Source organism: Bradyrhizobium ottawaense (assembly GCF_002278135.3).
In the GTDB taxonomy this organism is placed as follows: Bacteria; Pseudomonadota; Alphaproteobacteria; order Rhizobiales; family Xanthobacteraceae; genus Bradyrhizobium; species Bradyrhizobium ottawaense.
The window spans coordinates 6,804,841-6,818,981 of the sequence record NZ_CP029425.2 but is presented as its reverse complement, the minus strand read 5'-3'; the positions used below and the strand labels follow the sequence as shown (position 1 = coordinate 6,818,981).

Sequence of the window (14,141 nt, the reverse complement as noted above, 5' to 3'; positions counted from 1 at the left end):
CACGGGCACATGCGAATTTCCCATCACCAGCGCCATGCGCTGGTCGGCAAACGCGCCAGCGGGCACGCATGCCATAGTCAGCCCGCTGAAAAAGAAAGAAAAAAAGAATTTCATCACGGCCCCCAAGCCGGGATCTGCAATATTTGCGAGAATAGCCGGCCGGGGCCGCAAGACAAACTCTATTTGAGCTTGGCCGGCGTCTCCTGCGGCTGCGCAGCTCTGAGGCAGGCAAGCAATCGCTTGCCGGTCGTGAGGATGGGTTTTGCCTGTTGGCGAAGTATTTGGGCCGGCGCTCGTCCCGCGACCACGGCGCGCGCGCCTTCCCAGTCGTCCTGCGCGTCGTTGAAATAAGATGTCAGCTTGTTGACGCCACCACCGAAAAAGAGCGCAAAGGTCACGCGGGAGGCGACGCTGGCATTGAACAGCAGGTCCGGCTCCTCTTCGAGCGGTTCGCCAATCAGTGCCGCATATTTTTGATAGTTGCCGCGGCCGGTCAACTGGATCATGCCTCGGCCGCGATAGCGCCAGCCGTCGGCCGGCTCCGTGTTTCCCATCTTGCCGCTGTAGATCCTGTTTGCCAGACCCTCGGGATTGTTGACGAACCGTGGCGCTTCGTCCTGGGGGATACGAAATACGGACGTCAGCCTTGTCGCGTTCCTGTAGACGAGATTTTCGGACAACATCCTGAAATCCCAGCTTTCGTAGGCCGCGGTGGCGAGAACATAGGCGAGCTGCCGCAGGTCAGTCAGCTCTGGATGGTGGTCCCATTCCCTGAGCAGCGCCTGCAGCGCATGGACCTGGAACGACTTCACCGGAAGTCCCGATCCGTCGGCGTAGCATCGGCTGATCGCCCTGATGTCGAGCCGCGACGGAACATCCTGACGAGCATCGCCGAGCTCTCGATAGTGGTTCTCGATGGCGATCTCGTGGGCGGCCAAGTCGACCGTCTCATCCAGCTCGTGCGCGAGCAGGACCTGAATGCAATCCGCTGTCGCGCCGCTGCGATCGCTCTGGGTGAAGTCTCGCCCGGCTTCACAATCCCAAAAACGGCCGCTCTGCTTTTCGATGATCTCGCGGGTCTTGTCCGACATGGTCCATCCGAGCGGGAGCGGGTAGTACGGGTTGCTCAGCGACGCGAGACGCAGATTCCTGACGATGCTGGTCTCCTGCGTCCCATGGACGTCGATGGCGAAGGACTGCGCGGACAGCGCCCGGGCGGCGCGGTTGATCGCGATGTAGGCCCGGGAGTCGCGTGTGTTCAGCAGCGCCTTGATCGGTTCGAGCATCTCCCCGAAACTGAACGAGGTGCGCTCGGGATAGCTGCCGCCTCCGAGCACGATCAGTTTGATCGAGACACGGGGGCTCGGCTTCGCTGCACCATCAGGCGCATCATCGGCGGACTTGTTGATCTCCGCGATGGTTCCCCGCAGCGAGTCGATCAGATCCATGGCCGTATCGACACCGGAATTCTCGAAATAGCCGCCGTCGACCAGCCGCATCTTGTCGATGCCGGGCGACGAAGGGTCCTTCGCCGTCACGCTGGCTGCGGGCGAGACCCATGGAAATCGCGCGCTGACGAACGCGGCGGTGCTCAGGGGAACGTTGATGGGACCGGAGTTGGGTGGCCCGCCGTCCGGCGGCTTGAGGGATTGGAAGAACGACAGCGAATCGACATTGTCTCCGTTCGCCTCCCTCCCGAACGTGAACGGTGAAAATACCACGCGCCGTCCGCTCGCCGCATCGGTTGCGTTGAGCAGCAGCGCCGGCCTGCTGCCATCCGCCAGCCAGTGCGCCATGAACGGCTGCTCCAGCGGCCCGGCCGTCGCGCCGGATCTCGTCGCGCTTTCGAGCGAATATTCGAGCGCGCGGGCCCGGTCGAGCGGTCCGACCGGACGGAAGATGAAGCGCTGGAGAAAGTCGCCGAACAGCGTCGAGGCGATGAGCGGCGAGAGCAGGTCGGCAGAAAGCGCCTGTCGAACGTACCGCTCGTTCGGTCCCGGCGTTTCGATCGCCGCGCCCAGCGGAGACTGCCGTTCGAGATAGCTGGCGATCTTGGGGCATGCCGTCTCGCCGGCCTCCTTCTGCGCAACGGTCGCAAGCGCCGACGAGAACACCGAAGCGCCGATGCTCCCGCCGGATACGCCGCTGATTGCGAACAGGTGATGGCGAAAGGCCGGACAAAGGTCCTGCAGCCGGGCCAGGAAGATCGCGCTCTGATAGGCGGCGTAAATGCCGCCGCCGCGGGCGGCGACGACATAGACGGGATAGTCCTTGCTGAACTGATCGCGGTCGGGGCGGAGTGAGAGCCATCGTGTGAATTCGGATGTCGCCGAATCAAGGCCCGACGCCGGTGCCGGACCGTCCAGTGTCCGGATGCCGTGGTTGTCGTTGCAGTCGATCCAGGACAGGACGACCGCCAGGCCGAGAAACAGCGGCAACCACGGCATGCGCGAACGGACGGTAATGAGGCTCGCATAGGTACAGAACGCGGTGATGCAAACGGCGAAGAGCGCGAGGACGACGAAGGGCCCGAGCGCGCCGGCAAACCCCGTCGGCCCGACGGCGAAGATCGCGGTGGTGGCAAGGATAAGCCCAATCGTGCCGAGCAGGAACGATCGGCTGCGAAAGCGCTGAACGTAGGATGGCTCGGCCGCGTGCCCCTTTCCCACAGCGTACCAGAGGCAGGCCGCAAGAAGTGTGAGAAACAGGACTGCGTAGCCGCTTCGGTGCAGCGACTGCCCGACCGAGATGGCGAGCGAGGCGTCGAACTTGTCGAAGGCGCTTCCGGGGGCGTTGTAGATCTCGTTCAGCTTGGCGTCGGCTTCGCCGAGCCGCAGCGGAATTGCGCCGAAGTGCCCGGCCGCACCTGCGATCAGCGGGAGCGCTCCCAGCACGATCGGTGCGAATCTGGCAGTCCAGTTGAACATTCTCGTCGGTTTGCCGGAGAGCCGGGCCCGGCTCTCCAGAACCACCATGGCGGAGCCGAACCATATCAGGCTGCCGACGAGAAGGAGCGTCAGCCACAGCAGGACGAGGTTCAGGAACTTCAGGTCGGCGTAGCTGATGCGATAAAGCTCGACGATCTGCGCCGGCAGCGACAGGATCGCAGAAAAGACCAGGCTGAGGACGACGAACCATTTGAGATTGCGGAGCAACCCAAAGACCTGGTCTCGGCTCATCTTGCGCCCCTGATGATATCCCCGTCGAGCGGACCTCCGGCCAACGCGGTTTCAATCAGCGGACCCTACCACACAGGCGTGCAAGTGATGCACCGGCCTTGCCGGCTATGATTTTGCCCCACCGACCTCGCGGATCGGCCGCGTGCCGTCCCAGCTCATCGCGGCTTGCCGGACCTTCTCGAAGAACGGCCCCTTGGTGCCGCTGATGTCCGAGATCTCGATCACCGTGCCCGGATGGTCCTGCGTGTCGAAATAGGCAAAGCGCCCCTTGTCGCCGCCGATCTGGCCCTCATGGCCGATCCTGTAGCCGAGCCCGAGCGCCTTGTCGTAGAGGGCCTGATAGTCGTGGCTCCAGTAGGACATGTGCTGGAGGCCTTCGTGCCCGGCATCGAGAAACTCCTTGTACAGCGAGGGCGCGTCGTTGCGCTGCTGGATCAGCTCGATCTGGAGGTCGCCGGAATTTGCCAGCGCGATGCTCATCTCCACGGCGGAGTCCTCGCCGCGGTGACGAAACCAGTCGGTCTTGACGCGGTCCATGTAGTACCAGGGGCCGACACCCATCACCTCGATCCAGTGCTTCATCGCGGCCTGGATGTCCCGCACCACATATCCGTTCTGGCGCACCGCGCCGAAGATGCGGCTCATGCCCGCGCTCCTGTTCTCTGCCTATTCACGACGGGACCTCATCCTGAGGGCCCGCCGCCGGCGGGCGTCTCGAAGGATGGTGCACGCGAGCTGCCCGCCACGTTCCTGCTCACTTGACCTCAATGCCGGCGTCCTTGGCAACCTGCTTCCAGGCCGCGATGTCGCGCGCGTTGAGATCGCGCTGCTCGTCGCCGGGGACGAATTGCGGGGTGATGCCGAGTGCCAGCAGCTTCTGCTTCACCACCTCGTCATCGAGCGCGTCCTTCAGGGCCCCCGAGAGCTTCTGTGCGATCGGCGGAGCGAGGCCCGCCGGCGCATACATCGCCCAGGACAGGCTACGATCGAACGGCACGCCCTGCTCCCCGTAGCTGGCGACATCGGGCAGGCTCGGCGAGCGCTCGCCGCAGGCGGCCAGCGCCTTGATCGAACCATCTTTCACCAACGGCGTTGCGGTGGCCACGTCGAGTGTGGCCAGCGAAATGTGTCCCCCGAGCAGGTCGCCGGCGAGTTTTGCGATGCCGTTGAACGGCACGTGGTCCATCTTGATACCGGCCTGCTGCATCAGGATCTCCGCGCAGAATTGGCCGGTCGAGCCGACACCCCAGCTGCCGTACTGGATCGGCTCGCCCTTCCTGGCCAGAGCGACCAGGCCCTTGATGTCGTGGGCGGCAAAATTCTTGGTCGCAACCAGCATGATCGAGGAGGTGCCGACGCGGCCGATGGTCGTGAAATCCTTGATCGGATCGTAGGGCAGTTTTGGATAGATCGCGGGGGCCAGCACATGCGTGGTCATGCCGCCGACGGTGATGGTGTAGCCGTCGTTTGGCGATGTCGCGACCATCTGCGTGCCGAGCGTGCCGGCCGCACCGGTGTGGTTCTCGATATAGATGCTCTGCCCCAGCGTCTTGCCCATCCTGTCGGCGAGCAGCCGGCCGACCACGTCACCGCCGCCGCCGGCCGCGTAGGGCAGCAGCATCTTGATCTTGTGCGTGGGATAGGCGGCGGGTTCTTCGGCGTGTGACGGCAGTGCCGCCGACAGCAATGCGAGAAACGAAAGCGTGACGGTGCGCAGCATCATGATGGCATTCCCTAATCTTCGAAACGAAATCTGTAGGCGCCGCCGTGCCGGACCACGTGTCCCGCGGTCGGTGCCGGAAAATGGCCGGCGAGGAGATAGCTCGGGGTATCCGCGAGCTCTTCCAGCAGCGCCATGCGCGTTGCGAGCGCCGCGGCCGGATCGACGTCGGCAGCGTTCGATAGCCACGGCGCAGCGCACTGGATCGGATGATGAATGACGTCGCCCGACATCACCGCGTGATCGTGGCGGCCGGTGAGGTGGATCTGCATATTGCCGGCGGTGTGCCCAGGTGCCGGCGCAAAGCGCAAGGCAGCGTCGCGGTCGCTAAACAGGCGATGATCAGTCTCGACGAATTCGGCAAGGCCGGCCGCCACCACCGGCAGCACGGAATCCTCGAACGAGCCGTGGTTCACCGGGCTCCTCGGCGCCGCATTGTGCGCGGCCTCGAAGTGGCGATATTCGGCGCGGCCCATCAGATAGCGCGCATTGGGGAAGGTCGGCACCCAACGACCGTCGATCAGCCGCGTGTTCCAGCCGACATGATCGACATGCAGATGCGTGCACATCACGAAGTCGACCTGTTCGGGCGTAACGCCCAGCGCCTGCAAGTTCTCGAGATAAGGCTGGTCGAGGTTGTTCCACGCCGGCACGCGCGGCCGCCTCTTGTGGTTGCCGCAGCAGGTGTCGACGATGGCGGTCCAGCGCGGCGTGCGCACGAGATAGGAGTGGTGGCTGAGGATGAAGCGGCCGGTCTCCGGCTCGATGTAGCGGTGATCGAGCCAGCTCCGGTTTTCCGCGATCACCTCGTCGGTGACGTTGGCGAACAGCCAGCTCTTGTCGAAGGCAAGCGCGGGGATCTCGCTGACGAGATCGACCCGCATGCTGCCGATCGTCACCTGCCGCATCGGTCAGTTCTTCAGGAGATCGCCGAACGGCACCCAGCGCGTGCCGTCGCAACGGATCAGCTGGAGGCTCGTCATCGGCGTAAAGCGCTCGGGCGAGTTGCTCACCGCGGTGCCGTTGATCAGCATCGGCAGCTTCACGTCCTTCATCGTGGTCGCCTGCTTCATCACATTGGCACGGGTGAGGTCGTTGCCGGAGGCCTTCAGCACCGTCACCAGCGTCTGCGCGATGGTGTAGCCGTAGACGTTGAGCCAGTCGCTCTTGTTGGTATCAGGCATGTACTTGTCCATGAACGCCAGCCATTCCTTGTAGCCGGGGTCATCCTTGTTGGCGGGATCGGTTGCGTCCTTCAGATATTGGCTGGAGATGACACCGGTGGAACTGTCCTTGCCGGCCGGCTCCAGCACGCCGCTGATCGAGGCCGAAACGTTGGAGATGATGGTCGTCGGCTTCCAGCCGATCTCGCCGATCTTGCGGATCGCCTGAGCCGCGAACTTCGGCGTCGCCGCGACCAGCACGACATCGGCACCCGCGGTCTTCAACTGCAAAATCTGGGTGTCGACGGTCGGGGCCGAGGTCTCATAGGCCGCGCGCGCGACGATCGCTTCGCCGCTGCCGAGGCCTTCCTCCAGCGCCTTCAGGTAATCCTTGCCGAGATCGTCGTTCTGGTAGAGCACGCCGATCTTCGCATTGGCGCGGCTCGCCTTGATGTATTTTGCATAGGCAATCGCTTCGTCCCGATAGGTCGGCTGCCAGCCGACGGTCCACGGGAAATTCTTGGGATCGTCCCACTTCGCCGCGCCCGAGCCCAAAAAGAGCTGCGGCACCTTGCGGTCGTTGAGATATTTGTGCACGGCGCTGTTGGTCGGCGTGCCGACGCCGCCGAAGATCAGCAGCACCTCCTCGCTCTCGACCAGGCGCCGGGTCTGCTCCACCGTCTTGGGCGGGCTATAGGCATCGTCGGCGATGATCATCTGGATGCGACGTCCGTTGACGCCGCCGTCGTCGTTCACTTTCCGGAAATAGGCTTCGGCCGACTTCGCAATCTGCGCGAAGGCCGAGACCGGGCCGCTCAGCGGCGCGGTGGTGCCGATCTTGATGGTCTTGTCGTCGGCGCCGGGATCGTATTTTGCGGTTTGGGCTGAGGCGATACTGGCCGCGAGCAGCGGCAACAGGATGCAGGCCGCAGTGAGGCGAGGGCGGGCGAAGCGCGCCATGGGTCGTCTCCCAAAAATTGCTCTCCGCCTCTCGATCGAGCGGAGTTGAAACGCGAGAACAGCGCCCGAAGCAGGCTTGCGGGCCGCGACCGTTGCCGCCAGAGTGGGCGAGACGAACGATCGTTCGTACGGTTGACTAGCGAACGATCGTTCGTTAGTCAAGTCGCATGGCTCTCCACACCACAAGCGCGGCGGAAGCGGCTGCGCCCACGACCCGTGAGCGCATCCTCACCGAAGCGCTCGACCTGTTCGCGCAGAGCGGCTATGGCGGCGCCTCGATGCGGGAGCTCGCGCGCCGCGTCGGCATCCGCGAGAGCAGCCTCTACAATCATTTCACCGGCAAGGCCGCGATCCTGGAGGCGATCGTCAGCGAGCACGGTCCGGCAAGCTCGGCGAGCCGGCTGGAGGAGCCGCGCTACAAGCAGCTCGCGCGCCAGCCCGCCGCGTTCTGCCGCCAGTTTGCGCTCGACCTCGTCGAGCAATGGTCCGATCCGCGCGAGCACCAGTTTCAGAAGGTCATCACCGCCGAGCGTAACCGTGTGCCCGGCATCCGCGCCAAGTTCGCCGATCATTTCTATGCTCGCGAGCAGAGCATGATGACGGATTATTTCCGCGGCTTTGCGCTCGCCGGCCTAGTCAATACGCCGGACCCGCGCGAGACCGCGCGGCTGTTCGCGGCCGGCCTGATCTACATCCGCCTCGAGCACTACGTGATGGGCGCCGCGCCCTCGCCGCGGCAGAAGGTGATCGAGGCGATCGACCGCTATCTCGCCTTCTTCCTGTCGCTGATCGGGGCAGGCGAGGACACCGACAAGAAACGAAAGCCTAAGGGAGAAACGCGTGGCAAGGCTGCCCCTGATTGATCCGGAGACCACGAGCGGCGATATCCGCGCCTCGTTCGACCGCATGCCGGTCAAACTCAATATCTTTCGCATGATGGCCCATGCCGAGGCCAACATGATCCCGGCGATGCGGCTCGGCAATTCGATCCTGCACAAGCAGAAGCTCAGCGCGGTCAACCGCGAGCTCCTGATCCTTCAAGCTGCTCAGTTAGAGGGCGGCGCCTATGAATGGCGTCAGCATGTTCCGATCGCGCTCGGCGTCGGCTGCACGCAAGCGCAGGTCGACGCGGTCGAACGTTCCGACTACGGCGCGGCTGCCTTGAGCGAGGTCGAACGCGCGCTGCTGAACTTCGGGCGCGAGGTGGTCGAGAACGTCCGTGTGCCCGAGGCGACCTTTGCTGCTGCCCGCAAGCATTTCAGCGACCAGGAGATCGTGGAATCCATCGTCGCGCTCGGCTTCTACATGATGATGGCGCGCCTGACCGAGGCGACCGAAACCGATCTCGATCCCGCAGCCGGCATGACGGTCTATGACGGCGGCAAGAAGTAGGCGGTCGCGATGACTGAAACCGACAGCAAGCCGGAGCGCTATGTTCGTCCGCCGAGCGCGGAATCGCTCGGTGAGGCGCCGGGCAGGGGACGGCTAAAGGGCCGCCGCATCCTGATCGTCGGCGGCGGCCAGCGCGTGTTCGATGCCGGCACCGATCCGATCGGCAACGGCCGCGCCATGAGCATTTTATGCGCGCGGGAGGGCGCGAAGGTTGCAGTGGCTGACCTCAACCATGCCTCGGCTCAGCAGACCGTCAAGCACATCACCGATGAAGGCGGCGAGGCCTTTGCCATCGCGGCCGACGTGACGTCCGAGGCTGACGTCCAGCGCATGGTCGAGGAAGCCCATCGCGCCATGGGCGGCCTTGACGGCATGGTGCTGAACATCGGCACCTTCGGCAAGACCGGCCTCGATAACGTCAGCCCCGAGGAGTGGAACAGGATCTACGACGTCAACGTCCGCGGTCCCATGCTGTGCTGCCGCGCCGCGCTGCCGAAATTCGACGATGGCGGCTCGGTCGTCTTCATCTCCTCGATTGCGGCGTTGAAGGCGGGATCGCAGATGGCGGTGTATGATTCATCGAAAGCCGCACTCGGCGGCCTCATGCGCAACATCGCTCATCTCGGCTCGCGCCGTGGCGTCCGCGCCAACCTCGTCTATCCCGGCCTCGTCGACACCCCGAACGGCCGCGAAGCCGGCGCCGGCCGTCCCAATCGCGGCAAGGGCCACGTCCCGTTCGGCCGCCAGGCCACGGCGTGGGAGATCGCCTATGCGGTGCTGTTCTTCCTGTCGGACGAAAGCGTCTATGTCACCGCGCAGACGCTCGCGGTCGATAGCGGCCTGAGCGGAATGTGAAAGCGGATACGTAGTCCGGATTGCGCTGCGCACCACGTGCACCCGCGCCCCATCCGGTGGGCGGGGCTCTTGAGCTTGCCGGGCGTCTATAGTAAGAGTTCGGCCGGGTCTGCAGTTCACCCAGGCGTCACCGTCCCGCGAGGGAAGCTAAACCTGCAAGGCTCAATCGAATCGACACCAAACCTCGTGCCGCGTCGTAAGCCGGTGACCTCCGACAATCCATCTGTGGAACGGCACATCGAGGATTGGTCATGACCAGAACCCCCATTGAATTCGTTGCGGGCGACATTTCCGCGCTCGCGAAATCCCTGCGCGCCCAGCTTCTGGAGCGTACGTCGCCGCCCGGTCACGTCGAGCTCCTCAACATTCTTGCACGTGCGACGGGGCACAGGAACTATCAGCATTTCCGCGCGCGTGCGGTCGGCACTGCCGTGGACGATCGCGGCACGCCGGCACCACAAGTCGATGCGGTCGATCTGAAGCGCGTGCAGCGCGCCGCGCGCCATTTCGACGACCACGGCAGGCTGCTTCGCTGGCCGGCCCGCCACAGCCTGCAGCAGTTGAGCCTCTGGGTGTTGTGGGCCGGCTTCCCGCCGCGGTGCAGTCTGGCCGAGGCGCAAGTGAAGACGTTGTTGAGCCGTCAGCACGCTTTCGCCGATGATGCCTTGCTCCGCCGCGCGCTGTGCGATCACGGCCTGGTCTCCCGCACGGCCGACGGCCGCGCGTATCGCAGGATCGAGCGTCGGCCGCCGACGGAGGCGGCAGCGCTTCTGCGCCACCTCAAGGCCAGCGCATCCGGACGACCGGAAGCCGCGACATGATCGCAAATCCGGACGCATTGCCGCTCGCCGGGCCCGCTCCGGTCTCGGTGCGGACCTCCCGCGGGACAGTCCAATGCGCAATCGCAGGCGAGGGGCCCGCTATCATGGCCATCCATGGCGGCATGGGCGGCCACGACCAGTCGTGGCTGCTGGCGCGCGCCCTCGCCGCGACGCTCAGGGACAAGCGGGTGGTGGCCGTGTCCCGCCCGGGCTATCTCGGCTCGCGCCTCGAGCTTGGCGCGTCGCCCGACGACCAGGCTGACGTCTATGGCGCGCTGCTCGATGCGCTCGGGATTTCGACCGTGGCGGTCGTCGCGGTCTCCGCCGGCGGTCCCTCCGCACTGCAATTCGCCGCACGGCATCCCTCGCGTTGCCGCTCGCTCGTGCTGGTATCGGCCTGCACGGGGAAACTGCAAACGCCGCCGGAGATCACCGCGCGCCTGCGCATGATGCGCCACCTTGCGCGTCTTCCCGGATTGCCCCGCATCCTGAAGTGGCGAAGTGAACGGAATCCGCAGGCTGCCGCGCGCCGCGCGATTCCCGATGACGCCATGCGCGAACGGACCTTGGGACATCCGGAGGCAGGGCCGCTGTTCCGCGCCTTGCAGTCGACGGTGTTCGAGCATCTGCACGCCCGGCTTCCGGGGACCGTCAACGACATCGCGCAGTTTGCCGCGCTGGGGGAGTTGCCCGAGGGATCGATCTCGGCACCCGCGCTCATCGTGCACGGCCGCGCCGACAATGTCGTGCCGTTCTCGCATGCCGAGAACGTCTGCCGGGCGATCCCGCAGGCAAAGCTGCTGGCGCTCCCCGACGGCGGCCACGTGGCGCTGTTCACGCACCTGAACGTGGTGCGCAAGGAGGCCGAGCCGTTCCTGGACGCACACGAACGCGCTTCCCTGCACCCTCATCGCATCGAGGATCCCCATGAAGACGACATTGCTCAGACCTGAAGACTACACCCGCTCGCCCTGGAAGAACGGCGGCGGCATCTTCACCGATATCGCGGACGCACATCGCGCTGACGCTGGGGTGAAGGACTGGAGCAGCCTGCTCTGGCGCTTTGCGAGCACGCCGATCGTGGCGCCCGGTCCCTTCTCCCATATGCCGGGCATCGACCGCTTGCAGATGGTGGTTAGTGGGCGCGGGCTGGTGCTCAACGCCCCCGGCCAGGAATTCGACGAGCGTGAACCTTTTACGACCGTGCGGTTCACCGGCGAGCTCGAGATCGTGACGGAGCTTCAGGCCGGGCCGGTCGAGGTCGTTAACCTGATGGCGCGGCGCGGTGCGGTGGAGATCGAGCTCGAAGCGCTCAGGGAAGCCGGCGATCGACCGTTGCATGCCGGCACGCATCTGGTTTACGCGCCGCACGGCGATTGCCGCATTCGCCTCGATGGAGAGGATCTTGCCATCCCCGGCAACGGCACGCTCAGGATCGAATTGACCGAGACATCGAGGCTCGCGCTCGTTTCGGGTCCGGTGGTGCTGGGGTCGATCCGGATCGTCGATTAAGGGGGCGACAGCCCCGACAGCCCGATGCGCACAATCCATGCAACTGGCTAGGTTGACGCGGCGGAGCCGGGGCACGATATCTGCCCTGATGCAGACCGCCGTGAAGGGCAGGATATGACCGCGCAAGACAACCACGCCCCCGCCACGCAGGCCGACGGTGTCGTCGACTGGCTGACCAACGGCACGCGCGACGAGCGCTTCATCGACAATATCTTCGCCGACATGTGCATCCGTCTGCAGCAGGCGGGCATTCCGCTGAAGCGGTCGACGCTCCATGTCCTGATCCACCATCCGCAATGGCTTGGCGCCCGGTTCATGTGGTCCGACGGCATGCGCGAGGCGGAGATCGCGCGGGTGGATTATGACGTCCGCGAGCGGTCGGAATTCATCGGCAGCCCCGCCAATGAAATGCAGGACGGCGCGAGCGAGGTGCGCGAGAATCTCGAACGCGATCCCTCGCTCGGCCGCAAGCACGCCCTGTACGACGAGATGCGCGAAAAGGGCCTGACCGACTATGTGGCCTGGCCGCTCTACCACACGCTCGGCAAGCGGCATCTCATCACCTTCGCGACCGACCGTCCGGGCGGCTTCGAGGATTCGCATATCGCCGCGCTCAAGAAGCTCCTGCCGGTGCTGGCGCTGGTCAGTGAGATCCGCATCAAGAACCGGCTGGCGCGCACGCTGCTGGAGACCTATTACCCACTTTTCTTGGAACGTGAGTCGTGATTCAAGGTCGGGATGATACCCGAAGCAAGAGAAGTCCACCTTTCGAGGAAAGATCGCAAGGTGCTTGAGGCGTGCTGTCGCTCACCGGTGACGTTGCAGCGCGATTTGAAGCGGGCGCGGATAGTTCTGTTGGCGGCGGATGGGCGCAGCACCCGGTCGATCGCCAAGGAAGTTGGGGTCCAGCCGCGGATTGTCAGCCTTTGGCGGCATCGCTATGCCGACCATGGCCTTGAAGGGCTGCAAGACAAGCCGCGGCCTGGCAAGCAGCCGATCTATACGAAGACGACCGACAAGCGGATTCTGAAGCTGCTGGATAAGCCGCCACCGCAAGGGTTTGCGCGCTGGACCGGCCCCCTGCTGGCCGAGGCGCTGGGCGATGTCGATGTCCAATATGTCTGGCGGTTCCTGCGCAGCCACAAGATTGACCTGGTGGCTCGCAAGTCCTGGTGCGAGAGCAACGACCCGAACTTTACGGCCAAAGCCGCCGATGTTGTCGGCCTCTATGTCGCGCCGCCGGCGAAGGCCATTGTGCTGTGCGTGGACGAGAAGCCCTCGATCCAGGCTTTGGAGCGAGCGCAGGGTTATCTGAAGTTGCCCAATGGCCGCGCCTTAACCGGCCAAAGCCACGATTACAAGCGGCATGGCACCACAACATTGTTTGCGGCGCTCGAAGTCGCCACCGGAAAGATCATCGCGACCCATTCAAAACGCCGGCGCCGCGTCGAGTTTCTCGATTTCATGAACAGCGTCACCGCGACTTTTCCGAACCGCAAGCTTCACGTCATCCTCGACAACCTCAACACCCATAAAAAGAACGAGGACTGGCTCAAGGCCCACCCCAACGTGCAATTTCATTTCACGCCGACAAGTGCGTCATGGCTCAATCAGGTCGAAGTATGGTTTTCCATCTTGCAGGGGCAGTCGCTCAGCGGCACCTCCTTCACGAGCCTCAAGCAGCTTCAGGAACACATCGATGCCTACGTCAACGCATACAACGACAGAGCCGAGCCCTTCGTCTGGACCAAGAAAAAGGTCCGTCAACGCCGTTTCAAAGGCCGCCGTATCACTCAGCTCTGATTCCGGGTACTATGTCGGCTCCCATGCCGGCCAGCTGATCCTCGCCGGCGCCACCAGGCGCGGCAGCGGCACGACGGTGCGCGCCGCGATCATGATCTGCGACCTCAGGGATTTCACCAAGATTTCCGACAACTGGCCGCGCGACGACGTCATCGATCTGCTCAACGATTATTTCGACGCGATGTCCGAGCCGATCGCGCGGCACGGCGGCGAGATCCTGAAGTTCATCGGCGACGGCCTGCTCGCCATCTTCCCGCTTCAAGAGCCCGATGCCTGCGCGAACCTGCTCCACGCCGTGACCGAGGCTCGTCAGGCCATGACCGCGCTGAACGAGCGGAACAATGCGACCAGCCGCGCGCCGTTGAATTACGGTATTGGCGTCCATGTCGGCGATGTCATGTACGGCAATATCGGCTCGACCAGCCGGCTCGACTTCACGGTGATCGGTCCCGCCGTCAACATGGCCTCCCGCCTCGAAGCCCTTACCAAGCAGCTCGGTCGAACGGTGCTGCTGTCACGCGACTTTGCGGAGCTGGTGGAAGAGAAGTTCGAGCTGGAGCACGTCGGCAAGCACGAGGTGCGCGGCTTCAGCGATCCGATCGAGCTGTTCGCGTATCACGGGTAGGGCGACTGCCTCACCCGGGACGAATTCCCAGCGGCGGCATCTATTTGCGGTTCGTCCAGGGGGCGGAGGTCGAGCCGGGGCCGCCATTCGCCGGACCTGTGAGACCCGGTG

General features: G+C 64.4%; 12 protein-coding genes and 2 pseudogenes. 9 read left to right on the top strand and 5 right to left on the bottom strand.

Annotated elements, in window-relative coordinates; all coding sequences use genetic code 11:
• Positions 1 to 179: 179 nt before the first annotated feature.
• From CIT37_RS32165 to CIT37_RS32145, 5 genes are all read right to left on the bottom strand, one after another.
• Positions 180 to 3,179, bottom strand: a complete 3,000-nt coding sequence (locus CIT37_RS32165; RefSeq protein ID WP_095425566.1) for a patatin-like phospholipase family protein — start codon at positions 3,177 to 3,179, stop codon at positions 180 to 182.
• A gap of 105 nt (positions 3,180 to 3,284) precedes the next feature.
• Positions 3,285 to 3,824, bottom strand: coding sequence for a VOC family protein (locus tag CIT37_RS32160; protein WP_095425565.1), 540 nt, complete (start codon positions 3,822 to 3,824; stop codon positions 3,285 to 3,287).
• 109 nt (positions 3,825 to 3,933) lie between these two features.
• Positions 3,934 to 4,902, bottom strand: a complete 969-nt coding sequence (locus CIT37_RS32155; RefSeq protein ID WP_161966248.1) for a Bug family tripartite tricarboxylate transporter substrate binding protein — start codon at positions 4,900 to 4,902, stop codon at positions 3,934 to 3,936.
• Positions 4,903 to 4,913: 11 nt separating this feature from the next.
• A complete protein-coding gene (locus CIT37_RS32150) occupies positions 4,914 to 5,807 on the bottom strand; it encodes an MBL fold metallo-hydrolase (protein WP_095425564.1) in 894 nt (297 codons plus the stop codon).
• 3 nt (positions 5,808 to 5,810) lie between these two features.
• A complete protein-coding gene (locus tag CIT37_RS32145; protein WP_095425563.1) occupies positions 5,811 to 7,022 on the bottom strand; it encodes an ABC transporter substrate-binding protein in 1,212 nt (403 codons plus the stop codon).
• A gap of 167 nt (positions 7,023 to 7,189) precedes the next feature.
• On the opposite strand from CIT37_RS32145, the gene CIT37_RS32140 reads away from it, so the two are divergent.
• From CIT37_RS32140 to CIT37_RS32100, 9 genes and pseudogenes are all read left to right on the top strand, one after another.
• Positions 7,190 to 7,885, top strand: coding sequence for a TetR/AcrR family transcriptional regulator (locus CIT37_RS32140; protein WP_028142239.1), 696 nt, complete (start codon positions 7,190 to 7,192; stop codon positions 7,883 to 7,885).
• The gene (locus CIT37_RS32135; RefSeq protein WP_028142240.1) at positions 7,863 to 8,414 is read left to right on the top strand and encodes a carboxymuconolactone decarboxylase family protein; all 552 of its coding nucleotides are present in this window, start codon (positions 7,863 to 7,865) and stop codon (positions 8,412 to 8,414) included. Before CIT37_RS32140 ends, CIT37_RS32135 begins: the two co-directional genes overlap by 23 nt.
• A gap of 9 nt (positions 8,415 to 8,423) precedes the next feature.
• Positions 8,424 to 9,269 carry an SDR family NAD(P)-dependent oxidoreductase gene (locus CIT37_RS32130; protein ID WP_095425562.1) on the top strand — a complete coding sequence of 282 codons (846 nt, stop codon included), beginning with the start codon at positions 8,424 to 8,426 and terminating at the stop codon, positions 9,267 to 9,269.
• Positions 9,270 to 9,520: 251 nt separating this feature from the next.
• Entirely contained in the window at positions 9,521 to 10,090 is a 570-nt protein-coding gene (locus CIT37_RS32125; protein WP_028142242.1) for a DUF2087 domain-containing protein, read from the top strand.
• Between the two features lie 104 nt (positions 10,091 to 10,194).
• Positions 10,195 to 11,043 carry an alpha/beta fold hydrolase gene (locus CIT37_RS32120; RefSeq protein ID WP_244611305.1) on the top strand — a complete coding sequence of 283 codons (849 nt, stop codon included), beginning with the start codon at positions 10,195 to 10,197 and terminating at the stop codon, positions 11,041 to 11,043.
• Positions 11,018 to 11,602 carry a HutD/Ves family protein gene (locus CIT37_RS32115; protein ID WP_028142243.1) on the top strand — a complete coding sequence of 195 codons (585 nt, stop codon included), beginning with the start codon at positions 11,018 to 11,020 and terminating at the stop codon, positions 11,600 to 11,602. Before CIT37_RS32120 ends, CIT37_RS32115 begins: the two co-directional genes overlap by 26 nt.
• Before the next feature lie 114 nt (positions 11,603 to 11,716).
• Positions 11,717 to 12,298: pseudogene (locus CIT37_RS32110) on the top strand (adenylate/guanylate cyclase domain-containing protein); the annotation flags it as partial.
• 42 nt (positions 12,299 to 12,340) lie between these two features.
• The gene (locus tag CIT37_RS32105; RefSeq protein ID WP_011084514.1) at positions 12,341 to 13,405 is read left to right on the top strand and encodes an IS630-like element ISRj1 family transposase; all 1,065 of its coding nucleotides are present in this window, start codon (positions 12,341 to 12,343) and stop codon (positions 13,403 to 13,405) included.
• A 10-nt stretch (positions 13,406 to 13,415) separates the two neighbouring features.
• A pseudogene (locus tag CIT37_RS32100) lies at positions 13,416 to 14,030 on the top strand (adenylate/guanylate cyclase domain-containing protein); the annotation flags it as partial.
• Positions 14,031 to 14,141 lie beyond the last annotated feature (111 nt).

Coding starts and splice junctions, on each gene's coding strand:
- CIT37_RS32115 (WP_028142243.1), top strand. CDS start 11,018: ATGAAGACGACATTGCTCAGACCTGAAGACTACACCCGCTCGCCCTGG.
- CIT37_RS32130 (WP_095425562.1), top strand. CDS start 8,424: ATGACTGAAACCGACAGCAAGCCGGAGCGCTATGTTCGTCCGCCGAGC.
- CIT37_RS32125 (WP_028142242.1), top strand. CDS start 9,521: ATGACCAGAACCCCCATTGAATTCGTTGCGGGCGACATTTCCGCGCTC.
- CIT37_RS32155 (WP_161966248.1), bottom strand. CDS start 4,902: ATGATGCTGCGCACCGTCACGCTTTCGTTTCTCGCATTGCTGTCGGCG.
- CIT37_RS32160 (WP_095425565.1), bottom strand. CDS start 3,824: ATGAGCCGCATCTTCGGCGCGGTGCGCCAGAACGGATATGTGGTGCGG.
- CIT37_RS32140 (WP_028142239.1), top strand. CDS start 7,190: ATGGCTCTCCACACCACAAGCGCGGCGGAAGCGGCTGCGCCCACGACC.
- CIT37_RS32150 (WP_095425564.1), bottom strand. CDS start 5,807: ATGCGGCAGGTGACGATCGGCAGCATGCGGGTCGATCTCGTCAGCGAG.
- CIT37_RS32145 (WP_095425563.1), bottom strand. CDS start 7,022: ATGGCGCGCTTCGCCCGCCCTCGCCTCACTGCGGCCTGCATCCTGTTG.
- CIT37_RS32165 (WP_095425566.1), bottom strand. CDS start 3,179: ATGAGCCGAGACCAGGTCTTTGGGTTGCTCCGCAATCTCAAATGGTTC.
- CIT37_RS32105 (WP_011084514.1), top strand. CDS start 12,341: ATGATACCCGAAGCAAGAGAAGTCCACCTTTCGAGGAAAGATCGCAAG.
- CIT37_RS32120 (WP_244611305.1), top strand. CDS start 10,195: ATGGCCATCCATGGCGGCATGGGCGGCCACGACCAGTCGTGGCTGCTG.